This window comes from Agrobacterium sp. DSM 25558 (genome assembly GCF_900100825.1).
Classification (GTDB): Bacteria; Pseudomonadota; Alphaproteobacteria; order Rhizobiales; family Rhizobiaceae; genus Agrobacterium.
Genome location: NZ_FMUD01000020.1, coordinates 52679 through 76589 on the forward strand (window position 1 = coordinate 52679; position 23911 = coordinate 76589).

A 23911-nucleotide genomic window follows, 5' to 3' on the forward strand; every position below is an offset into this window, starting at 1 on the left:
GCACAATGTTGGGAAATGCGCGGCCGCCAGTTCGTGGCCGCGCAGTGATGCTATTGTGAGCAGCAATCAGTTGGCTTTGGCACCGATCTCGGTGTCCCAGCGGCCCAGCAGTTCTTTGCGCTTTTCAGGATCGCCATAGGTCTTGAAGTCGTAATCGATCAACTTGATATCCTCGAACTTCGGTGCCTCTTTGGGAATTTCGGCATTTTTGTTCGAGGGCAGCTGGAAGGACTTGGCGTCCTTCATATGCGATTGGACGTCTGCCTTCAGCGCCCAGTCATACCAGATCTTGGCATTTTCCAGATTGCGCGCACCCTTGACGATCGACATCGAGCCGATCTCGTAGCCTGTGCCTTCACAAGGGGCGATTGACTTGACCGGGAAACCTTCGGCTGTCTGCGCAACGGCATCATGCATGAAGACGATGCCAATTGCCGTTTCGCCGCGTGCAGCGGCCTTTACGGGTGCGGAACCGGACTTTGTATATTGGGAAATATTGGCGTTGAGCTTACCGAGATAGTCGAATGCCTTGTCCTCACCCATGATCTGGACCAGCGACGCGAGTGCCGTGTAAGCAGTCCCTGACGAATTCGGATTGGCGATCTGGATCTCGCCCTTGAAGGCAGGATCGAGTAGGTCTGCCCAGCACTTGGGCTCCTTGTATCCCTTGGTCTTGAAAATTTCGGTGTTGTAGCCCCAGCCGAGTGCACCGGCGTAAACACCGACCGTCCTGTAGCCTGAACTTTCGGCCTGCTTCCTCGCCCAGTCCTGCAACTGATCGAGCATCGGCGATTTGTATTCCAGCGTCAGATTTTCCGATGCGGCCTGGAGATGCGGGTCGCCTGTTCCTGCCCACCAGACGTCGGTCTTGGGGTTGCGAGCCTCGGCGCGGATCTTGGCATAGGTCTCGCCTGACGACAGGCGGACCATATTGACCTTGATGCTGTTGTCCTTCTCGAACATATCCTTCATCTGCTCGCAGATGACGACGTCGGCCGAGCAGATGAGATTGAGATCGCCAGCTGCCAGAGCCGTCGATGCACTAAAGGCCAGACCAGCAGCAAAGCCAGCCGCGACAATATGCGCTGCACCCATGATTCTTCCTCCCATTTTGGAATGACGCCTCCACGCCATACGCTTTGCAAGCGTGTGCAAAGACTTGATGATCATGGCCGTAATGTCAACCAATAATCTGCGATATCGCTAATTCTGGGGGGTATAAGCTTGTCATCACCCTGTTGCACACAGTTGCAATGATGTGCAATGAATGCACAAGCGAGGTTGTGATGGGTGAGCGTAAGATTTTTGTCAGTGCCAAGGATGTCGCAGACCGCGCAGGCGTTTCACGCTCAGCGGTGTCGCGAACATTTACCGCGGGTGCCAGTGTTTCGGAAGAAACCCGCCGCAAGGTGACAGAGGCGGCAGAGGCGCTTGGTTATCACGTTAACCACCTCGCCCGTGGGCTGATGCGCAACGAAAGCGGCATCGTCTGTTTAATCGTGTCTGAACTCGATACGCCCTACCGCGCCGGGTTGATCAAGGCTCTGACCCAGCAGTTGCAGGCCAATGCAAAGGTTGCGATGCTGATCAATACTGACCGCTCGGATGACAGCGTCGAGCTGGCACTGCGGCAAGCCATTCGCTACCGTGCCGATGCCTCGATCATTCTTTCGGGCATGCCGGACAAGTCGATCACCGACCTCTGTCTGCGCAATGGTCAAAGACTTGTGCTGATCAACCGCGCCGATGAACAGGCCGGTCCGCTGCGCATCAATCTTGACGACCGGGAAGCGGCGCGGCGCGCCTTTACCGCTTTCCTACGCGCCGGTTGCCGCGAGTTCGGATTTGCCAATTCGCAGGCGATGACCCCAAGTCTGATGGCGCGTGAAGAAGGCTTTGTGGCCGCCGGTCTTGAACACGGCATTGTGGTCAGCGTCGAACGGTTCGGCCCGACCTCATACCAGAGCGGCACTGTTCTGGCACAACGCTTCATGACTCGCGCCAAGCGACCGGATGCCGTGTTCTGCGCCACCGATCTTCTGGCCTGCGGCTTCATGGATTCCGCCCGCCACCAGTTCAAGATCGACATCCCGTCAGAACTCTGCGTCATTGGCTTCGATGACATCGAGCAAGCATCTTGGGCATCCTATGACATGACGACATTTGCGCAGCCGGTACAGGTCATCGCCCGTGAGGCTGTTGCGTGGCTCAGCCAGTCGGCGGAGCCGGCAGATGCGAAGCACCTTTCCAAACTGGCACCGGAATTGATATGGCGCGGATCGGTGCGCGGAAAGTAAATCTGAAACTTCGTGCTGACCGAGAAACCAGGTCAACAACCGCTATCAGCTAACATCGCCCTTATGACTGCCGCCTCGCCCATGTTTCCATCGATATGGGCGAGGCGGAAGTGAAATCAGTTTTTCAGCTGCTTGAGAACCTCTCGTGCAGCATCAACAACAGCTTCGGTCGTGATGTTAAACTTCTTGTAGACGTCTTCTATCTTTCCAGACGCACCGAAGCGATGCATGCCGATGAACTTGCCATCGAGGCCGATATATCGATCCCAGGAATCCTGAACGGCCGCTTCAACGGCAACACGCGCGCGGGTTTTGCCGATGACGGAACGTTGGTAAGCATCGTCTTGTCTTTCAAACAACAGCCTGCACGGCATGGACACGACGGCGGTTGGCACGCCCTCTTGCTGAAGAATATCCCGGGCCTTCACGGCTAGTTGCAGCTCCGATCCGGATGAGAAAATCGTCAGTTTGCGCTCACCACCCTCCGCATCCAGCAGGACATATCCGCCCTTAGCCGAAAGATTGTCACGTCTCGCGTCTTGTCTGAGCAAAGGCAATGGCTGTCGAGAAAGGGCAATGAGCGCCGCTTGTCTGGGCGCCTCAAGAATGGATTCCCAGCACTCCGCTGTCTCGACCGAGTCGCCGGGACGATAGACCGCAAGTTGCGGTATGGCGCGTAGGGCGCTCAGATGTTCTATTGGCTGATGCGTTGGCCCATCTTCACCAAGACCGATGGAATCATGAGTCATCACGAAGATGGTGCGGATTTCCATCATCGCAGCCAGACGAATCGAAGGACGGCAATAATCCGAGAATGTCAGGAATGTGCCGCCGTAGGGGATAAGACCACCATGGAGGGCGATACCGTTCATGATCGCCGCCATTCCGTGTTCGCGAACACCGTAATGGACATAGGACCCGGAAAATTCTCCCGGAACGATCTCGATCTGGTTTTTTGCCTTGGTGTTATTGGACGGTGTCAGATCGGCGGAACCGCCGAGCATTTCGGGTACCGCATCAAAAAGGTGATTGAGCACAACACCGCTGGCTTGACGGGATGCAAGGTCCTTTTCGCTCTGTAAAAGTTCAGTCTTCGCATCCGCTATGGCATCACGCCATCCCGCAGGGATTTTACCCTCCAGACGCCGTTTGAAGGCGTCACCCATTTCACCCTTTGTTTCAGCAACCCGCTCCGACCACTCAAGCCTCTTTGTGCGGCCTTTCGCGCCAATCTTGCGCCAGTCATCGAGCAAATGCTGCGGAATTTCGAAAGGTGGCAAACGCCAGTCCAACAACTGGCGGGCGCCCGCTATTTCTTCCTCGCCCGGCGCGTCACTATGGGCTTTCTGTGTGCCGGCTTTCGTTGGAAAGCCGAAACCAATGATGGTGCGGCAGGAAATGAGTGTTGGCTTGTCGGTAACACTTCTGGCTTCGATGATGGCCGCCCTTATAGCATCCGTATCGTGACCATCGATTTCCACCACGTGCCAATTGGAGGCTCGGAAACGGGCGGTTTGGTCATCGGATTCTGCAAGCTTGGTAGCACCATCGATGGAAATCGAATTGTTGTCGAAGAATGCAATCAATCGTCCGAGCTTGCGATGGCCAGCAAACGATATCGCCTCTTGGCTGATACCCTCCATCAGACATCCGTCACCCAGGAAAACATAGGTGAAGTGATCGACGAGATCATCTCCGAAGGAGGCATTCATAATTCTTTCGGCAAAGGCAAAGCCAACCGAATTCGCAAGCCCCTGCCCCAGCGGCCCGGTCGTGGTCTCGATGCCCGTTGCGTGATGATATTCAGGGTGGCCTGCTGTGCGGCTGTCGATCTGACGAAAACGCTTGATCTCATCCAGCGTCATGTCTTCGTATCCGGTGAGATACAGCAGGCTATAGAGCAACATGGAGCCATGACCGTTGGAAATGATGAAGCGGTCCCGGTCGAACCAATGGGGCTCCTGCGGATCGAACGTCATGAATTCAGAAAACAGCACGGTCGCAATATCTGCCATGCCCATCGGCATACCGGGGTGGCCGCTTTTTGCTTGCTGTACGGCGTCCATCGACAAAAACCTGATACAATTGGCAAGCTCGCGCAAATGCGGATCACGCGGTGGCGGAACGGATTTATGAGTGGGAACAGTTGATTGATCCGGCATTGGGATACTCCTCGACATGCGCGCTATTGCGGCGTCACCGTTAAAAAGGGCATCCCACCACTAAATGTTCCAACACTCAGACGTGTTCTTTATTTATCGGCTGACAAATCGGCACACAGTCCGACATGAGCGCCGTTGATATGCCGCAATTGCTCATGAGGTTTGGCTCAACTGCTTCATGGCAGCCGCAGATTTAAACTCGTGATCACTGTATCATTCAGCGCTGCTGGAACCTCCGCGGGTTATATGTGATTTATTCTGACGAACAGTGCGCCCAAAAGGATAATCCTCAAGTTGTCCCAACAGGCCACACATCTGAACACACCGAAACATCTCGAAATCATCGACTTCACCATAAGGAAAATCACATGCAGATCGGAATGATGGGACTGGGCAGGATGGGCGCAAACATGGTCCGGCGCCTGTTGAAGGGCGGCCACGAGTGCGTCGTTTTCGATATCAACCCAGCAAGCGTTGCAGCCTTGGTCGCCGAAGGCGCAGTGGGTGCGAGTTCAGTCGAGGACTTCGTTTCCAAGCTGCAAAAACCAGCCTGCGCATGGCTGATGCTGCCAGCAGCGATCACGGGTGCGAATGTCGACAAGATCGCAGCACTGATGACGACCGGCGACATTATTATCGATGGTGGCAATTCCTATTACCATGATGATGTCGATAAGGCCGAGCAGCTGCGCGCCAAAGGCATCGATTACGTGGATGTCGGCACCAGCGGTGGTGTCTGGGGTGTTGAACGCGGCTATTGCCTGATGATTGGTGGACGCGACAATGCCGTACGCCACCTTGATCCTATTTTCGCAACCCTTGCCCCGGGCAATACACCAGACGCACAGGCATCGAGTGAAGGATTGCGCACTGCGCATCTTGGCTATCTGCATTGCGGGCCAACGGGTGCCGGCCACTTCGTGAAAATGGTCCATAACGGTATCGAATACGGTATGATGGCCGCTTATGCAGAGGGCATGAATATTCTGAAGGCCGCCAATGCCGGCAAAAAGGTACGGGATGTGGATGCCGAAACCAGCCCGCTGCAAACGCCACAATATTACCAGTTCGACATCGATATGGCTGCCGTTTCGGAAGTATGGCGACACGGTAGCGTCATCAGTTCCTGGCTTCTGGACTTGACGGCGGACGCCTTGAAACAGGACCCAGAACTGGCAGCGTTTGGTGGTCGGGTTTCCGATTCCGGCGAAGGTCGTTGGACGCTCAAGGCGGCAATCGACACGGGTGTGCCAACACCTGTGCTTTCCTCGGCGCTGTTCCAGCGGTTCAGTTCACAAGGCGAGTCTCTTTATGCGGACAAGATGCTATCGGCGATGCGCTTTGCCTTCGGTGGTCATCACGAAAAGCCCAAGTCCGGGGACTGACAAAAAGTCAAGGCGTGTGCACTTGACCCAGGAACCGTCCTTCTGAACGTCGACATGGGCGGAGATATGATCCCGCCCACGTCGATACTTAACCCGCTCAATCATAGAGGTCTGCGGCGGATGAACCGCCGCCACCCAATGTCAATCCAGCCCTGCCATCACCTTGTCCAGCGTGATGGGCAAATCTCTGATGCGGACGCCTGTTGCGTTGTAGATGGCATTGGCAATGGCGGCGCCGACGCCGGTAATGCCGATTTCGCCGATGCCGCGTGCGCCCATCGGTGCCTGTGGGTCCGGCTTATTGGTGTAGATAACGTCAATCGGCGGGACATCCATCTGGACGGGTACATGGTAGTCAGCCAGTGAGGCGTTGACGACACGACCGGTCCGTTCATCGAAGTTGGTTTCTTCTGTGAGCGCAAGACCAATGCCCATGATGATGCCACCCTTAAACTGGCTGGTCGCCATCTTGGCATTCAGGATCTGCCCTGCATCGAAGGAGCCCAGGAAGCGCGACACCCTTGTTTCTCCGGTGATAGCGCTGACCCGAACTTCGCAAAACTGAGCGCCATAGGAATGCATCGAGAAGGCTTCCATTTCTGCGGGTGCTGAGCCTTCAGCTTCGCAAACCAACTCATCGCGCCCTGCCCTGCGCAGGATGGATTGATAGCTTTCGAAACGACCGTGATCTTCCAGATGTCCAAGTCCGCCATCTCTTGGTTCGACCTCGGCAAGCGACAGCCCAGCGAGTGGCGAATCGTTGCCAGCAAGCTTGATCAGTTCCTCCACGAAGACTTCCGTTGCCGCTATCACAGCGCCACCAATCGAGGCGGTCTGCGTCGAACCTCCGGCAATGACACCTCGCGGCAGGCTGCTGTCGCCATATTCGAAGGTGACGTGTTCCAAAGGCACGCCAAGGCGAACAGCGATATGCTGAGCCTGTGCGGTGGCTGTTCCCATTCCCATATCGTGAACAGCCGTGGACACAGTGACATGGCCCTCTGCCGTCAGCCGGATTCTCGCCGACCCACCGGGGAAACGGTGGTACGGATAGGTCGCAGTTGCACAGCCCATGCCAACCAGCCATTCGCCATCGCGCTTCTGGCGCGGCGTCTGGCTTCGACGGTCCCAGCCGAAACGCTCGGCTCCTTTTTCATAGGCCTCGATCAGGTAGCGTGATGAGAAAGGCTTACCTGTCGTCGGATCTGTTTCCGGTTCGATGCGACGGCGAAGTTCTATGGGGTCCATTGCCAGCTTATCGGCCAGTTCATCCAGTGCGCATTCGAGCGCAAACGTGCCGACCGATTCGCCGGGCGCGCGCATAAAGGTGTTCACCAGCATATCCATGTCGGCGACATCCTGCGCCAGACGGAAGGTCTTTGCAGCATAGAGATGACGGGCCGGAAAGGTGAATTGTTCCGGGCAGGAGTTGTGCAACGTCATGGCCGCCGTGCCGGTATGGATCAACGCATCGAGCGTGCCATCGGGTTTCGCTCCGAGCGCTACGCGCTGTTCCGTCACCGTGCGACCACCGACGATGCGAAACACGCCTTCGCGCGACAGCATGATACGCACTGGCCGCCCAGCGAGCTTGGATGCGGCACAGGCGAGGATTTGATGGTCCCAGAGACATTTGCCGCCGAAACCACCCCCGACATAAGGCGATGTCACATGGACTTTGCCGGTCTCAAGACCGAAGATGTCACAGAGCTGGCCTGCTGTCAGATCCAGCAGCTGGCTGGCATCGTGCACGCGCAATTCGTCATCGTTCCATGCCACGGTTGCGGCATGCAGCTCGATGGCGTTGTGATTATGCCGCGGTGTTCTGTAAATGACGTCCACCTTGACTGCGGCATCAGCCAGCGCTTTTTCCGCATCGCCAATTTCAAGGATCGGCGGCTGGCCAAGCAGCGTTTCCAGCTGCCGTGGTGTTTTCTTCGCCTCATCGAACGATGTGACCGCTGGCAGCGAAGCATATGTTGCCTTGACGAGCGAAGCCGCATAGTCGGCCTGCTCCTGCGTATCCGCCAGAACGACCGCGACCGGCTGGCCGTTCCAGTGGATTTCATCGTTCTGCATGACGGGCAGATCGCTGGCACCTGCGGCTGATGGAGACGACATCATCAGCGAGGGTGCCTTCATGCGCGGCGCATTGTGATAGGTCATCACGAGCACGACACCAGACGCCGCTTCCGCCGCCTTCACATCGAGGTCAGTGATGCGCCCGCGCGCGATCGTGCTGAAGACGAGAGCCGCATAGCTGATGTTCTCATAAGGAAACTCGGCTGCAAACCGCGTCTTTCCCTGAACCTTCATCGGCCCGTCGATGCGGGATACGGGCTGCCCGAGCGCTCCATGTTTGCGCAACATCGGATCAGCCGTGATAGCCGGCTGCCAGCGGCCCGGTTTGCTCGCCTCTGGCTTTGTTTGGGTTTCGGCGCTCATGCGTTTTCTCCCTTCAACTCATCAAGAACCGCAACGATGGTGCGTTTCGCAAGTTCGATTTTGAACGCGTTGTCTCGCAGGCCAACGGCATCTGCCAGTTCGGCCTCGGCAGCAGCCCGGAAACTGTCGGCACTCGCCTTCTGGCCCTTCAACGCCGCCTCGGCTTTCAGAGCGCGCCAAGGTTTATGGGCAACGCCGCCAAGCGCCAGCCTCACGTCTCGGACCACACCGGCTTCATCAATATCAATCGCCGCGGCAACGGATATGAGTGCGAAAGCGTAGCTCGCACGATCTCTGACCTTCCGGTAGGTGGATTGGTTCGCAAAGGCGAGCGGTGGAATTTCGATCGCCGTAATCAGCTCATCCGGTTGTAATTCAGTTTCCACATCAGGCCGATCGCCCGGCAGACGGTGCAGATCGCGCAACGGCATGCTGCGCATGCCTGCCGGTCCTTGCAGATGAACAACGGCGTCCAGCGCAACAAGTGCCACGCACATGTCGGAAGGATGGGTGGCGACACAGGCGTCGGATGCGCCGAGGATTGCGTGATAGCGATTAAACCCTTCCATCGCATCACAGCCCGCGTGTGGCTGGCGTTTGTTGCAGCGGGCGGCGTTGTCGTAGAAATATCGGCAACGGGTACGTTGCAGGATGTTGCCACCGACCGTCGCGACATTACGGATCTGCGCACTCGCCCCAGCCAGAATGGCACGGGACAGAAGCGGGAAATGAGCCCGCACTGCATCATGGGATGCGAGTGCGGTGTTTTTCATACCTGCACCGATGAGCAGGCTACCATCGGCGCGCTGCTCGATGGTGCTAAGCAGATGCGTTATATCAACGAGGGTTTCCGGCTGTTCGACGGTCTCACGCATGAGATCAACAAGATTGGTACCGCCGCCGAGATATTTGGCGGTAGGACCGGCTTGCTTGAGTGCGATAGCCGAAGCGGCATCTGATGCCTGATGATAGGAAAATATGTTCATGCCCGTGCCCTTTCCTCGGTTGGCGCGACCGCTTGATGAGCCAGCGTCTCGGAAATCGCTTCGACGATGCCGTTATAGGCACCGCATCGACAGAGATTGCCGCTCATGCGTTCGCGGATTTCGGTATCGTCAACCACAACACTGGTCGCTGATAGATCGCTTGTGACGGCACTCGGGATGTTGCGTTCGATCTCGCTTGCCATCCCGACGGCGGAACAGAGTTGCCCCGGCGTGCAGTAGCCACATTGAAAGCCATCATGTTCGATAAATGCTTTTTGCAAGGGATGAAGATTGCCGTTGGCGGCAAGCCCTTCGACAGTGGTGATGCTGCGGCCCTGATATTGAACCGCAAGCGCCAGGCAAGAATTGATGCGTTCACCATCCACCAGAACGGTGCAGGCACCGCACGCACCCTGGTCACACCCCTTCTTGGTTCCGGTAAACCCCAGATAGTTTCGCATAAGATCAAGCAGCGATGTGCGGATATCCGCCTCCACCTCGATCTGTTCTCCGTTGATGGTAAAACGCATAGGACATCTCCCTTGGCTTAAACGCATTGGTGATGGTGGACCGCAGGACCATGATATGCCTGCGGTATCAGTTGTTCCTCTGAGGAGGACATGTCTGCTTGTTGTATTGCCACACGGCACTTTTCGACCCGTCTGGCGTCGCGATCTTTCAGGCCGACGTCAGAGTGGACTGCCGACAGGCCGCAATATCCGCGATAACCGAGAGTGCCAGAGAATGCGCATCGCGCGCTCGTCCGAAGAGCCCGATTGGCGCTTTGATCCGCCCAATCACGTCACTGGAATGCCCGATCTCCCGCAACCGCTCCACGCGTCTTTCGTGCGTGCGGGAGCTCCCCAGAGCACCGATGTAGAACGGGTTCGCGTTGAGTGCTGCGTTCAGCACCGGCATCTCAAGTTCAATATCATGCTGGAGAAGTGCAACGGCCGTGTCTGCATCAATCATGGATGGGTCGGGATCCCCAACCTTCGCTTGATCGTAAAGGACAACCTCATAACCTGCCGCCTCAGCAACCTGCGCAGCCACTTCGACTTCCAAAGTCCGCCCGGACAGCAAAACGCGCACGGCTGGGCGATAACACGTCACGAAGACATCCCCGTCCCATCCGGTGTGAGGGCCATTGGCACCGAATGAGAGCTGCTCATTGCCTGAAGCGTATGAAAGACTGGCTTCCTGACGATTCCTCATTCGCGTGACGACCGAACAGATCGGCTCGATGTCGCGAAGCATATGGATTGCAACCGTGATGCCGCCCCCACAAGGCAGAATGATATCAAAAAAAGGAGACCCTTCCCCAAGCATCACGAAGCGGTCATGACCACTGGCAAATGCCTCTAACGCTTCAGCCGCGATAGCCGCCTCTGTGCAGCCTCCCGACACATAGCCGCAATAGCGACCATCATCGGCGACAGCCATATGTGCTCCAAGCGGCCGGGACGAACCGCCGCGGATTTCGACCAAGGTACACAGAGCCACCCGATAGCCTGCCTCGACCATCCGCACAGCGAAATCGAGAACGTCGATTGCGCTGTCGGTTGAGAGGGCTTTTTTTGGCATAGGCCTATCGTCGCCAAGCCGTGCCGCTAAGGCCTGCCGAGAGAGAGGGAACGATTTGCTGCCGAGGCTGTTGTGCAAGATAGGAAGGATCGATTGCGTCATAACGGCTCCTGCTTTCGATCTGAATTGAACGCTAAACCTTAAGACGGTCGGTTGGTTCCGACTTCACAGCCATTCATCGGCTCTGTGATATGATTTGGCATGACAGCCACCCCACATCTGAACTAAAGATTTAAGAGCTCTCCGCCTAAACGGAGGAGCCTCCGTTTAATCTAGTGACTTGCGATCATTCGTCAAGCCTTTTCGTGTGGAGAGAAATTAAAGTGCCGCAGGAGCGACCACAGCAATCGGATGTCCAGCCCAAACTGCGCGCCGACGCACGCCGAAACCGTGACAGGCTGATTGAAGTCGCAGCATTGGCATTTGCAGAGCAAGGTGCAGCCGCTTCACTCGAAGACATCGCCCGGCGCACCGGTGTGGGCATAGGCACACTGTACCGGCACTTTCAAACCCGGGAGCATCTGGTCGAAGTCGTTTACCGTCGAGAACTGGAACTGATTGCCACCGCTGCCAGGGAACTGATGGCGGAGAAAGAGCCAGATGTTGCGCTGGAGGAGTGGATGAGCCGGTTTGTCGGCTACATGGCGGCCAAGCGCGGCATGGCGAGCAGTCTGAAACTGCTTTTCACATCCAATTCCACCCTTTTCGCCGACGGATCAAGAATCCTGCATACAGCCTTCGGTGAACTTCTGGACACAGCAGTCGAGGCCGGGTCGATCAAAGGCGACATAGAGGCGGCAGACGTTTTGAACGCGCTGTTCGGCATCTATTCAATTCCCGATGGCCCGGACTGGCGCGAGCGGGCAAACAGGATCGTTCGCCTGGTCATGGACGGGTTGAGAGCTCGATAGAGTGGAAACAAAAAAGCCGCTGCGAGAGCGGCTTTTCCAGGTAATCAGGTTGAACTTAGAACTGGCGTCTGAAGCCAGCAACGACGGCATGGCTGCTGAAATCAGTGCTCGATGCCGAGCCGTCACGCGCAGTGAAGTCGAAGTCGTCTGCTGCCGTGTAGCGATAACCGATGTCGAACGTCGTATTGCTGAACAGCGTGCTATCTCTGAAGAACGAGATCGTATTGAGATCGATACCGACGCCGAGATCAAGATGATAGGCAAATTTCGTGTCGTCGTCATCCATTGCCACGCCAGTCGTAGATACACCCTGTCGACGCAATTCGAGGTTCATCGCGCCGATACCACCGCCGAAATACGGCGTAAACGCGGTGTTCGTGGGGATGTCGAGGTAGGCGTTGACGAAGCCCTGAATGGTACGCGCGTCACCGAACGAGTCCGACCCGAAGTTTACGCCATTACCGCTGATCTCGTCGGCATCTGCTGTACCGTAACCGATTTCAAGCTCGATGCGCGGAGACACAAAACCGTATGACCCGAAGCTATAACCGGCGCGCAAGCCGCTGTAAAAACCGAAGTCGTAGTCAGCGTCGTACGACGTGCCACCAAATGTGTAATTTGTATTATCCGGGAACGTCAGGCTGCTGACCGAGCCGAGGTAAAAACCGCTTTTATCGGCAACGACAACAGGCTCATTCTGAACGATATCAGCGGCAGTTGCGGATGATGCCAGAAGAGCCAGCAAGCCTGCCAATTTCACGACTTTTTGCATTTCGGTAGACCTTTCAGAAGAATCGGCCCCCGCCGTCCCTTATAAAAGTCACCGGATGAGCGTGATGTCTAAGTAATTTAGCATAAATTCACGTCTGTCTTTGAATGTTGCCATTTAGCGTTGCTTATCCGCAACTCATGGCCACGGGATGTGTCTGAACTAACACGCCATAGGCATCAATGACCTCGCCTATAAGCGTATATAAGGAACTGGATATCAACACGTGCGTTCACGCGTCGCAGCAGCATTCAAGCTGCATGCGCTTCACTGAGTAAGGCTGCTCGCCAAAGCTATTGCACATCCGCTGGTGCCCTTTGTCGCCGTTGTCCACATGGTGAACCTGATGGTCAAATGGCGGGAACAAGAATGGCAACTCTAAAGACAATCAATCCGTTGCAGCCGAAGGTGACTTATCCCAGCGCCGACGCGGCTTCGAGTACCATACTGTCGGGTCGAACCGTACTCATTCTGATCGGTGTGGCTTTTCTTTTGCGGGTCGGACAGGAAATCTTTGTTCCGCTGGCGCTGTCGCTTCTTCTTTCCTTCACCCTTGCTCCAATCGTGTCGTTCCTCCGAAAGCGATATATCCCCAAGGTTTTGGCGGTTATTCTCGCCGTGACATCGGCTTTCTGTGCCATTGCCATTTTCAGCTTCATCGTTGCGACGCAAGTTGCAAACCTTGCCGAGAACATCCCCACCTATCAGCGCAATATCGTCAGCAAGGTCCAGCTGCTCGCTCAGGCGGGCTCGGGTAATGGCATACTCGACCATCTCAGCAAGGTGGTGGAAAAGGTCGGCGCTGAGATACAGACAAGGGCCACCGAGAGTCAGGACGCACCAACGCCTGAAGTCACGGCTCGGGAGCCTATGCCGGTCGAGATCATTTCCCGCACCAACCCGCTGCAAACCCTCGGCAACCTCATCCTGCCCCTCATCAGTCCGTTCGCGACGGCGGGTCTCGTCATTGTATTGGTCATCTTCATGCTGTTAGAGCGTGAAGACCTGCGCGACAGGTTCATTCGGCTTGTCGGCTTGAGCGACCTGCACCGAACGACCGCAGCACTTCAAGATGCCGGAAAAAGAGTGGGCAAATACCTGCTCATGCAATTGGTCGTCAATGCTCTCTACGCCCTGCCCATCACCATTGGTCTCTGGGTTCTGGGAATACCCAATGCGATCCTGTGGGGTCTTCTCACCCTCGTCCTCAGGTTCGTGCCTTATATTGGACCGGTCATCGGGATGATCCTTCCCCTTTTCCTGGCTCTGGCAATCGCCCCGGGCTGGTCACTCGTCGCTTGGGTCGCGGCTTTATTTTTGACGACGGAGCTGGTGAGCAACAACGTCATCGAGCCTTGGCTTTATGGCTCTCACACAGGATTGTCCCCATTGGCAATCATCGTCTCGGCGATCTTCTGGTCCTGGCTCTGGGGACCGATTGGTTTGATGCTATCGACACCGCTGACCGTCTGCCTAGTCGTCCTTGGTCGCTATGTTCCGCAGTTCGGATTTCTTGACGTTCTCCTCGGGAACGAGCCTGTCCTCGAGCTTCATGAAAAACTCTATCAGAGGCTTCTGGCTGGCGATCCGAATGAGGCCACCGACAATGCCGAGGAATATCTCAAGCAGGAATATCTTGTCGATTATTACGACAAGGTTGGGCTCCCTGCTCTTCTTCTCGGCGAGATGGACCGGCAGCGCGGCGTGATGTCGGATTTGCAGATCGAACTGTTTTCGTCCAGTTCTATGACGCTGGTCGAAAATCTTTCAGACATCGCTGATGAGGAGGAAAACGAAGAGGAGGACGATGCTTCAGAGGTATCACCGGCGCTGTCGGACGAAACAGATTTGCCTGATGGGAAAGGCCAATCTGTTTTATGCCTCGGCGGTCGCGGAGCCATCGATGACGCCGCATCCTTGATGTTGTCGCAAATCATCGAGGTGCAGGGAGCCACAGTGATGTCTGCAAGTTATGCCGACCTGGCTGTCAGGACCTCGCTGAAACTGAATATCGACAGCGTCAATACCGCTGTCGTCTCATTCCTCAACGGCAACTCCAAATCCCATGCACGCCAGATCGTCCGTCGTCTCAAGCGCATCAATCCCTCCATACGGGTGGGAATACTCATACCCACCGCGAACGGCCAGAACTACGCACAAATCGCCGCCGATGAGATAGGTGCCGACTTTGTCGCGATGTCATTGAATGAGGCAGCAAAACTGTCATTGACTCCAACCACGCCGACGAAGCTCGTGGCTATCGCGCGGAAGGTTGGTCATCCAAAATTGAGGGCAATCAAGCCGGTTGCCGCGGCTTGATTGTCGACTGTGGGTGAAGGTCATTGAAGCCAAAACCTGTGGCGTTAGACACCGACAGGCCTGGAAACGGACGCCATAATCTCTTGCCATGCCTCATAAGCAGACATCACTGTCTGCATCTGCGCGGTGTGACCGGCGATGAAATCGTCTCCGTAGATCGTCTCGTCCGGATACTCGGTTATCAACGTCATCGGTACCGTGTGTCGATCATCAATCGATGAAAGACACGGAAACCCGTTGATGATCCGAAAACCGGTCTCGCCGGCGTGGATTTCGTAGAGCGCGATCTGGCGATCATTATAGTCCAGCAGACCGGGGATCGTGCCAAGATGGCGGGTAACCTTGTCGAGCAAGGCCTCGGCCTGTTCGGTCCAACCAGCGTGATGACGCATGACCAGAAAGAAACCTTTTGGCAAAGTCCACATCGCGAAATTACGCGGCACATATCCCGAGAGCGGACGGGTCCATTCGTGTGAGGGATAACCGTGCAAATTGACGTGCAGGGTAGCTCCGCTTAAGTCTTGCGCTTTGAAACGGATTTCCTTTTCGTTGAGATACGCTCCCGAATTCTCAAGTGTACGGTACTCGAGATCGTCTCCCAATGCGGTATAGCGCGCGGCATGATGCATGTGTCTTGGATTATCGACGCGAAGACTTTGATGGATGGCGTAACCATCAGGGTTTTCCAGCGGCGAAATGGTGAAATGCGCACCCGCCTTCGTTTGCAATTCACGGGCCGCGCGGAGAGCCCCGACAATTCCTGTCGTTTCATTCGGGTGTTGTCCGCCGCTGATCATCACGGCAGCGTCGCTTCCGCCGACATATCGTGCCGTCACTTGCCTGCCCGATCTGGCGCGGGCAGTGAACGCGTCGCCACCTATTTCGGTCAGCAGATTTGATATCTGATCTGTCGATAGCGGGGCAGCGGCTGTTTCGATTGCTTGGTCCGCGCTATCCAGAAATGCCGTGCCCAATGGGCGAGTTTCGATGCGCACCGAAATTCCCGCATCACTTTTGATGACTTCCGGGACGATCTGGCCGGGTTTCAAGCCACGATCACCGAGTGGACGACCGGATTTTTTCTGGAAGAATTCGAGAAGCGAGAAATAGAAATCCTCATGCAGGGCTTCCCGCAGGCTGACCATCTCATCGCCAATGGCAAGCGGCAGATCCTTGGAAGGATAAAGGACGCGAATGTTGAGCTCATCGAAATAGGGCTCTTCATTTCCCCAATCGTGTGTTGCGACTGCGTTAATGGCGCTTTCGAACAAACGCTCGTAGTCCGTTTCAAGCCGCTCATCATGCTCCCCGTGGCGCAGCCAGCCGGTTGGCGAGACATTGGTTTCTCCAACGATATCGACATGGACGCGATTTGGCGCAAGCACCTTCAGTGTCTCGGTACCAATTGCCCGTTTCAGGGAAACGTCATAGAAAAACGCATCATCTGCACGCGGCACGAAGTCGATTTTGATCTCTCCGACCAAAGCGGCCAACGGATAGGCCTCGAGCCGGAACCGATTTGCGGGTGCGTCGGGGTGAACGGGGTATGCGATCTGAATGCTCTCGACGCCTTCCAGATCGATCTCTTCCAGAAAGCTATGGAGCAAGGGTTTGTAAGCGCTGCGGATGCGTGCCGTCACGCCTTTTTCTGCAAGGCGGCGCTCGGCATCACGCCTGCTCTTCGCGTCATCGAATGTCCATGCTTCCAAGGACTGCCCGGCAACCGCTCGCTCGACTAAATCATCAAGAGTGCGCTCGAATGTCTGGCTGAAAATCTCTGTCATCGCATTTACCTTGAAGTTCTGCCGGTCGGATCGAGGCTATCGCGCAGCCAGTCGCCCAGAAGATTGAGACCAAGCACAGTGAGAAGGATTGCCAGACCAGGGAAGACGCTGACCCACCATGCAATCTGCAAATAGGTACGGCCATCCGCCAGCATGCCGCCCCAGCTTGGAATGGTTGGATCGACACCCATGCCAAGGAAGGTCAGACTGCTTTCCAGCAGGATGTTGTTGGCCACATTCAGCGTCATCAGCACGATGACCGGGCCAACGAGGTTTGGCAGCAGATGCTGGAAGATGATGCGCCAGTCTTTAACGCCGATAGCGCGCGCCGAGAGGATGAATTCCCGCTCACGCAGTGTGAGCACCGAGCCGCGCACGAGGCGGGCATATTGCACCCACTGCGACACGATCAGCAATATGATGGTGTTCGTGAGGCTGCCACCGACGATGGCAATGAAGGTAATGGCCAGCAGAATGAAGGGCATGGCAAGCTGGATATCGGCAAAGCGCATCACGACCATGTCCCAGAAGCCGCGGTAGTAGCCTGCGATCAGGCCCATCAGCACACCGAAAACCACGGCACCGATGACGGACGTAAAGCCCACCAGTAGCGAAATCTTGCCACCTGCCACGACACGCGCCAGAACATCACGGCCCAGTGGATCAGTGCCGAATGGGTGGGCCGCGCTAGCGAACGGTTTTGCAAGCCGCGCCATCAGATCGATCTTTTCCGCACCGCCAGGGAAAAGCACGTCGGAAAGAAGCACGGCAGCGCAGATGACGACGGTCAAGGTCGCACCAAGCACGAATTCAAGGCTGTAGAACCGCGAAAGGCGGGAGGTTTTGGTTGCCATGTCTGTTACTCCGTGCGGATACGGGGATCGACCAGCCCATAGGCGATATCGACCAGAAGATTGATACCGACGATCATCAGCGACAGCACGGTAATGACGGCCTGCAACACGGGATAATCGCGCGCGCCAACGGCATCGAATGCCAGAGAGCCCATACCAGGCCAGTTGAACACCCGCTCAATAACGACGATGCCGCCCAGCAACCCGCCGAACTGCAAACCGAAATAGGTGATGAGCGGAATAGCGCAGTTGCGTAGCGCGTGTTTGTAAAGAACCTTGCTTTCGCTCAAGCCCTTGGCGCGCGCAACCATGATGTATTGCGATTGCAGCGTGTCGAGCATTGCTGTGCGAACGAGGCGAACATTCGTGGCTGTGAGAATGACGCCCATCGTCACCGCAGGCATGATGTAGCTGACAAAGCCGCCCATGCCGCTGGGCGGTAGCCAGCCGAGCGTGATCGAGAACAGCAGGACAAGCATGAGCGCAAGCCAGAAATTCGGAAAGGACAGGCCGAGAAGCGAGAATATCCTGATGGCTTGGTCGATACCCTTCCCTTTCGAGGTGGCCGCCTTGATGCCCAATGGGATCGACAGCGCAATCGAGACAACCATGGAGATGAAGGCCAGCATTAGCGTTGCTGGCAGTGCATCACCGATCAGGCGCGAGACTGGCGTGCCACCGATGAAGCTCTTGCCAAGGTCTAACGTGACAAGGCCTTTTAAGAAGTTCATGTATTGCACGAAGAACGGCTGATCTGTGCCCAGCGCGACACGAATGCGCATCAAATCTTCTTCCGTCATGCTGCCACCGCCCTGAAACATGGTAACGGCGGGATCGCCGGTCAGGCGAATGGCGAATGAGACGAGCAGCGTGATGGCGATGACGACGAATAACGCCTGCAACAATCGCTTGATGAGGAAACCGGCCACGTTCTTTTCCTTGCAATGGGGATGGTGACGCCGCCCAAAAGGAGCGGCGTCAAACATTCATTCTTACTCGACGGTGACGTCGGTCAGTTTCAGGCGGTTATCCGGTGGAGCGATGAAGCCCTTGACCTTCTTGCTGACGCCGTAGATCGCGTTGGTATTGTAGAGCGGCAGCTCAAGGGCCTTCTCGGCAGTCGCTTTGCCGATTTCCTTCAGGATGCGCTCACGCTCGGCGCGGTCCGTCAGCGGGCGCTGGGATTCCAGCAGCTTGTCCAGCGCAGCGTCCTTTTCGTAAGGGTTCCACTTTTCACCGGAGTGGTACATGGAATAAGCGGTGTTATCGTAATCGAAGGTCCAGCCACCCCACTTCTGCTGGAACATGGCACCGGTCTTGCCCTGTGGAATGATATCGTTCAGTAGAACGTTGGTTTCATACGGCTTGATGGTGGCGGTGATGCCGACCATCTGGAGATAGCTGGCGATAACCTGCGTGACCTCGTTCATCGTCGCGTCATTGCCGCGAATATCGATCTGAACCGTCGCACCCGGCTTTACGCCGGCTTCAGCCAGAAGCTTCTTCGCGCCTTCCGGATCGTAAGGAAGCGGCTTCAGTTCGGGGTCGTAACCGAAGGACAGAGCGCCCTGGAAGCTTGCGATTTCAGAGCCCTGCCCTGCTAGGATCGACTTGACGATGGTCGCACGATCCACTGCCATGATGATCGCCTTGCGAACCTTCGGGTCGGCAGTGATGCCATCACGCGTGTTGAAGCGCAGGGCATCGACGGTTGGGCCGGGAACGCTCACGATCTCCAGATTGGAATCGCCCTGAATGACCGGCAGCATGCCAATGGGGATGGTCGGCGGGATCACAAGATCGACACGGCCAGCCTGAAGCTCGGCAACGGCTGTCGCCGGTTCGGAAATGAAGCGGTAATCCAGTTCAGACAGCTTCGGCGCGCCGCCCCAGTAATCCGGGTTGGCTTCCAGCTTGATGTTCACTTTCGGCGCGTAGGACACGAATTTGAACGCGCCTGTACCGACCGGATTGGTGTTGAAGTTGTCTTCACCCTTTTCCTGGATGTATTTCGGCGGCACGATCATGGCACCGTAGCCAGCAAGCTTGGTCAAGAGAACCGGATCAGGAGCCTTCAGCTTCATGTCCACCGTGTTCTCATCGATGATCTCGACAGTTTCGATGGCGGTATAGTTGGAACGCTGCGGACCCTTCGCACCCTGTTCGCCAAGCAAGCGATCAAAGGTGAACTTGACGGCTTCGGCGTTGAATGGCTCGCCATTGTGGAACTTGACGTTCTGGCGAAGCTTGAAGCGAATGCGCTTGCCTTCGTCCAGCTCTTCCCATGATTCGGCAAGACCCGGCACGAGTTTCAGATCAGGGCCACGATAGGTCAGGCCATCGAAGATGTTGGTGGCGACGGCAGCCCACTGAACCAGAAACGTATCGATAGGGTCCCAGCTGCCCGGGTCCTGCGGGGTGGAAATCGTCATTTTGCCGGCTGCGAGTGCCGGTGCGGCAGCAAAAGCCACGCTTGACAGGGCAAGCGCTACGAAGGCCGTCAGCCCCCTGTTTGTTCTGGTCATTGATCTGTTCCTCTCAGATAGATGCGATTTTTCGCGGTTTTTCAGGCGCTTCTTGCGACGAAGTGGCCTGGATTGATTTCCTCGTGAACGAGAATAGCGGGCTCGTCGCCGACGCCACGGACTGGATTGGGAATTTCGCCCTCGATCATTGCCGTGTGTCTGACGGCAGCAGGATCGGCGACCGGCACTGCCGACAGCAACCGGCGTGTGTAATCATGCGTCGGTGTCTCAAAGACCTGTCGGCGGCTGCCCAGTTCCATGATCTGGCCGAGATAGAGGACGGCAACGCGGTGGCTGATCTTCTCAACCACAGCCATGTCATGGCTGATGAACAGGTAGGCGAGACCGCGCTCGGCCTGCAAATCCATGAACAGATTGATGATCTGCGCCTGAATGGACACGTCGAGCGCCGACAGCGCTTCGTCGGCGATGATAAGCTTCGGATCGGATGCCAATGCGCGCGCAATGCAGACGCGCTGGCGCTGGCCACCCGAGAACTCGTGCGGGTAGCGCTCGGCCACGGCGGAGCTCAGGCCGTGCGTGTTAATTGGCTCGGCAATCGAAAAGCCGACGGTCTTGCGCGGGTCGAGCGAGGCAAACGGGTCCTGGAAGATGTATTGGACTTCCTGACGCATGCGAAAACGTTCCGCTGCCGACATAGATGAGTAGGTCCGCCCTGCAAAGGCGATCTCGCCGCCCATGGATGTCTGAAGCTGCTGGATCGTGCGGCCGATGGTCGATTTGCCAGAACCGGATTCACCGACCAGCGCCAGCGTTTCACCCGGATGGATGTCGAAACTAACATTCTGAACGGCGCTGAGGCGATGGGTCGCCTTGCCGAAAAGGTTCTTCTTCACATCAAACCGAACCAGCAAATCCTTTACCGACAAAAGCGGCTTTTCATCGTATTTTGCAGTATCCTGCACCCGCTCTTCACCGACGATTTTTGGCTTACCATCTTCCAGAACCGTCAGCGGCGTGCGCTTTGGAAAGTCCTCCCCGGCCATGCTGCCGAGACGCGGCACGGCCGACAGAAGCATGCGCGTGTAGGGATGTTGCGGGTTGGCGAATAGCTGCCCAACGGGGCCTTCCTCGACCTTCTTGCCTTTCCACATGACGACGACGTCATCGGCCATTTCGGCGACGACACCCATGTCATGCGTAATGAAGACCATGGCCATGCCAAGTTCTTTTTGCAGGTCGCGCATGATGTTGAGGATTTGCGCTTGAATGGTGACATCGAGAGCCGTGGTCGGCTCGTCCGCGATCAGGAGCTTTGGGCGGCAGGCCAGCGCCATGGCAATCATCACGCGCTGTCGCATTCCACCCGACAATTGGTGCGGATAGCGATCCAGAAGCGCCGCAGAATCTGGCAAACGCACCATATCAAGAAGCCTGCGCGCCTCTGCGGAGGCGGCCGCTTTGCCCATCTTCTCGTGAAGGATGAGCACCTCGCAAATCTGATCACCGATGGTGAAAACAGGATTGAGCGAGGTCATCGGCTCCTGAAAAATCATGGCAATGTCTTTGCCTCTGATGGAGCGCATGTCATTTTGCGAGACCTGAAGCAAATTCTTGTCACCGAACATGATCCGGCCGGTGGGAAATTTTGCGCCCATCATATCGGCCAAGCGCATGGTCGAAAGCGATGTTACCGACTTCCCTGACCCCGACTCACCCACGACAGCGACGGTTTTTCCTGCGGCGACCGAGAAGGAAAGATCATCAACGACGCGACTGCTGCCAAACTCGACACTCAACCCTTCGACCGAAAGAAGCGGCGTGGGTTTGTCAATTGCGTTCGTCATGTGTGCGGCTCCGTCGGCGCTTGCTTAGTCTGCCCTAGGCAAGTGTCGTGCTGTCGATCAACGGTCGAACAAGGAATGAAATTGCCCCCGCCCTTCACGCTTCAGACTTAACGAAACAAACCCTAGCCTCTGCTAAAGGCACTACTAAAGTAGGACAATAATGTCCATACTGTTGAACAATTTTCTACCATTGCCTAACAAATACGCATCTTGGTCAACCCGTGATCGAGCGCCTCACCAATAGACTGCCGTCAGATCAAAACTTCATGTCCCGGCGATACCAATTGATAGGTCCGTCGGGGCGGCACATATCCCGTCGGTCGAATGGGGCTCTGAAGTTCATCGACTGGGGCGTTACGGCGGAAGCCTCTTCGCGCAGGATCGGGTACAGGCACCGCTGCCATCAGTTTTCTCGTGTAAGGATGCTGCGGATTTGCAAAGATCGAAGCTCTGGGACCAATCTCCACGATTTCCCCGAGATACATGACCGCGACCCGGTGACTTACCCGCTCCACCACGGCCATGTCATGGCTGATAAACAGAAAGGCGATCTTGAACTGCTCCTGCAAATCGAGCAGCAGATTGCACACCTGCGCCTTGATCGACACATCGAGAGCCGACACGCTTTCATCGGCTATGATGACCTTGGGATTGAGTGCCAATGCGCGGGCAATAGCGATACGCTGACGCTGGCCGCCCGAGAATTCATGCGGATAACGGTCCATCATCGAGGCGGAGAGGCCTACGCGCTCCAGCAGATCGGCAGCCATCTGTTTTGCTTGCGATGACGTGGCGATCTTGTGCTTGATCATCGGTTCGGCCACCGCATAACCCACCGTCATGCGGGGATTGAGGCTGGAGAACGGATCCTGAAAGATCATCTGCACACTACGGCGCATGTTGCGGAGCGCGACTTGATCCAGCTTCAGAACATCAAAACCATCCAGGGTCACGTTTCCACTGCGAGGCTCCACCAGACGGGCGATGGAGCGACCGGTGGTGGATTTTCCACAGCCGGATTCCCCGACAAGAGACAGGGTCTCGCCCTGAAACAGATCAAAGGAAACATTCTCTACGGCATGGACGGCACCGGTGGTTCGACCAAAAAGGCCCGAACCAATATCGAAACGCGTCACGAGGTTCTTGACTGAAAGAACGGGCGTCTTGCCGCCCTCGACGGTATTCGGCACCTCTTTTGCCTCGGAAATCTCGCCACTGGCCATATCCACTCGTGGGAAACGCAACGGCCATTCGCGCCCTTCCATCGAGCCGAGTTTCGGCACGGCCGCAAGCAAGGCGCGGGTATAGGGGTGCTGTCCGCGATGGAAGATATCGGCGGTTTCACCGGTCTCGACCTGGTCGCCACGGAACATGACGATGGTGCGGTCGGCGATCTCGGCAACGACACCCATATCATGGGTGATGAAGAGAACGGCCATGCCCTCTTCTTCCTGCAACTGCTTGATGAGGTCGAGGATTTGACCCTGGATTGTGACGTCGAGCGCGGTTGTCGGCTCGTCGGCAATCAGAAGCTTCGGTCTGGACGCCAGCGCCATGGCGATCATCACACGTTGGCGCATTCCACCGGAGAACTGGTGCGGATATTCATCGAAGCGGCTCTCAGCGTTCGGAATGCGAACCTTTTCCAGAAGCCGAATTGTTTCTGCCCGCGCCTGCGCTTTGTTCATGCCCTTGTGACGCGTCAGGACTTCGGAAATCTGCCGACCAATGGTGAAGACAGGATTGAGCGATGTCATCGGCTCCTGAAAAATCATCGCCATATCGTTGCCGCGCACGGTGCGCATCTCCTTTTCGGAAATGCCCAGAATATCCCTCCCATCCAGCAGAACCCTACCTTCGATGCGGCTGGAGCGTGCTTCGAGTAGGCGCATGATGGACAGGGACGTCACGCTTTTGCCCGATCCACTTTCACCAACTATGGCGACCGTTTCGCCGGCCTTCACATCGAACGAAAGATCACGAACAACGCTCTTCCATTCCCCATCCACCAGAAACGACGTGGTGAGATTTTTGACCGAAAGAACAGTATCTGATGATGTTTTGACAGGTTCGGTCATGGAA

17 protein-coding genes are annotated in these 23911 nt (G+C 56.3%); 4 read left to right on the forward strand and 13 right to left on the reverse strand.

Translation table 11 applies throughout. The annotated features are described in order from the left end of the window. Positions 1-66: 66 nt before the first annotated feature. Positions 67-1095, reverse strand: coding sequence for an ABC transporter substrate-binding protein (locus tag DSM25558_RS17180; protein WP_077105916.1), 1029 nt, complete (start codon positions 1093-1095; stop codon positions 67-69). Positions 1096-1286: 191 nt separating this feature from the next. Here DSM25558_RS17180 and DSM25558_RS17185 point away from each other — a divergent pair, with 191 nt between their 5' ends. Further along, complete coding sequence (locus DSM25558_RS17185) at positions 1287-2297, forward strand: LacI family DNA-binding transcriptional regulator (RefSeq protein ID WP_077105917.1); 1011 nt, start codon at positions 1287-1289, stop codon at positions 2295-2297. A gap of 116 nt (positions 2298-2413) precedes the next feature. Here DSM25558_RS17185 and tkt read toward each other — a convergent pair whose 3' ends face one another. Then, a complete protein-coding gene (gene tkt / locus DSM25558_RS17190; protein WP_077105918.1) occupies positions 2414-4459 on the reverse strand; it encodes a transketolase in 2046 nt (681 codons plus the stop codon). A gap of 368 nt (positions 4460-4827) precedes the next feature. On the opposite strand from tkt, the gene gnd reads away from it, so the two are divergent. Further along, entirely contained in the window at positions 4828-5844 is a 1017-nt protein-coding gene (gnd, locus tag DSM25558_RS17195; RefSeq protein WP_077105919.1) for a phosphogluconate dehydrogenase (NAD(+)-dependent, decarboxylating), read from the forward strand. Between the two features lie 141 nt (positions 5845-5985). Here gnd and DSM25558_RS17200 read toward each other — a convergent pair whose 3' ends face one another. The 4 genes from DSM25558_RS17200 to DSM25558_RS17215 form a co-directional block, all read right to left on the reverse strand. Continuing rightward, positions 5986-8289: a xanthine dehydrogenase family protein molybdopterin-binding subunit gene (locus DSM25558_RS17200; RefSeq protein WP_077105920.1), complete on the reverse strand. Its 2304-nt coding sequence runs from the start codon at positions 8287-8289 to the stop codon at positions 5986-5988. Beyond that, positions 8286-9275 carry an FAD binding domain-containing protein gene (locus DSM25558_RS17205; protein ID WP_077105921.1) on the reverse strand — a complete coding sequence of 330 codons (990 nt, stop codon included), beginning with the start codon at positions 9273-9275 and terminating at the stop codon, positions 8286-8288. The genes DSM25558_RS17200 and DSM25558_RS17205 overlap by 4 nt, the downstream gene beginning before the upstream one ends. Then, a complete protein-coding gene (locus DSM25558_RS17210) occupies positions 9272-9805 on the reverse strand; it encodes a 2Fe-2S iron-sulfur cluster-binding protein (protein WP_077105922.1) in 534 nt (177 codons plus the stop codon). The genes DSM25558_RS17205 and DSM25558_RS17210 overlap by 4 nt, the downstream gene beginning before the upstream one ends. 148 nt (positions 9806-9953) lie before the next feature. Next, positions 9954-10859, reverse strand: a complete 906-nt coding sequence (locus tag DSM25558_RS17215; RefSeq protein WP_077105923.1) for an XdhC family protein — start codon at positions 10857-10859, stop codon at positions 9954-9956. A gap of 323 nt (positions 10860-11182) precedes the next feature. On the opposite strand from DSM25558_RS17215, the gene DSM25558_RS17220 reads away from it, so the two are divergent. After that, a complete protein-coding gene (locus DSM25558_RS17220) occupies positions 11183-11770 on the forward strand; it encodes a TetR/AcrR family transcriptional regulator (protein ID WP_077105924.1) in 588 nt (195 codons plus the stop codon). A gap of 55 nt (positions 11771-11825) precedes the next feature. Here the strand turns inward: DSM25558_RS17220 and DSM25558_RS17225 are convergent, their stop codons facing one another. Then, complete coding sequence (locus tag DSM25558_RS17225) at positions 11826-12542, reverse strand: outer membrane protein (RefSeq protein WP_077105925.1); 717 nt, start codon at positions 12540-12542, stop codon at positions 11826-11828. 366 nt (positions 12543-12908) lie between these two features. On the opposite strand from DSM25558_RS17225, the gene DSM25558_RS17230 reads away from it, so the two are divergent. Next, the gene (locus DSM25558_RS17230; RefSeq protein ID WP_083716541.1) at positions 12909-14858 is read left to right on the forward strand and encodes an AI-2E family transporter; all 1950 of its coding nucleotides are present in this window, start codon (positions 12909-12911) and stop codon (positions 14856-14858) included. Between the two features lie 44 nt (positions 14859-14902). On the opposite strand, the gene DSM25558_RS17235 is transcribed toward DSM25558_RS17230, so the two are convergent. The 6 genes from DSM25558_RS17235 to DSM25558_RS17260 all read right to left on the reverse strand — a co-directional run bounded on the left by DSM25558_RS17235 (position 14903) and on the right by DSM25558_RS17260 (position 23907). Further along, positions 14903-16642 carry a M14 family metallopeptidase gene (locus DSM25558_RS17235; RefSeq protein WP_077105926.1) on the reverse strand — a complete coding sequence of 580 codons (1740 nt, stop codon included), beginning with the start codon at positions 16640-16642 and terminating at the stop codon, positions 14903-14905. Between the two features lie 5 nt (positions 16643-16647). Further along, positions 16648-17496, reverse strand: coding sequence for an ABC transporter permease (locus tag DSM25558_RS17240; RefSeq protein WP_077105928.1), 849 nt, complete (start codon positions 17494-17496; stop codon positions 16648-16650). Positions 17497-17501: 5 nt separating this feature from the next. Then, the gene (locus DSM25558_RS17245) at positions 17502-18425 is read right to left on the reverse strand and encodes an ABC transporter permease (RefSeq protein WP_077105929.1); all 924 of its coding nucleotides are present in this window, start codon (positions 18423-18425) and stop codon (positions 17502-17504) included. A gap of 63 nt (positions 18426-18488) precedes the next feature. Continuing rightward, positions 18489-20021, reverse strand: a complete 1533-nt coding sequence (locus tag DSM25558_RS17250; RefSeq protein WP_077105930.1) for an ABC transporter substrate-binding protein — start codon at positions 20019-20021, stop codon at positions 18489-18491. A gap of 41 nt (positions 20022-20062) precedes the next feature. Continuing rightward, positions 20063-21829, reverse strand: a complete 1767-nt coding sequence (locus tag DSM25558_RS17255; RefSeq protein WP_077105931.1) for an ABC transporter ATP-binding protein — start codon at positions 21827-21829, stop codon at positions 20063-20065. Between the two features lie 251 nt (positions 21830-22080). Beyond that, on the reverse strand, positions 22081-23907 hold the full coding sequence (locus tag DSM25558_RS17260) for an ABC transporter ATP-binding protein (protein ID WP_077105932.1): 1827 nt from the start codon (positions 23905-23907) through the stop codon (positions 22081-22083). Positions 23908-23911: the final 4 nt, after the last annotated feature.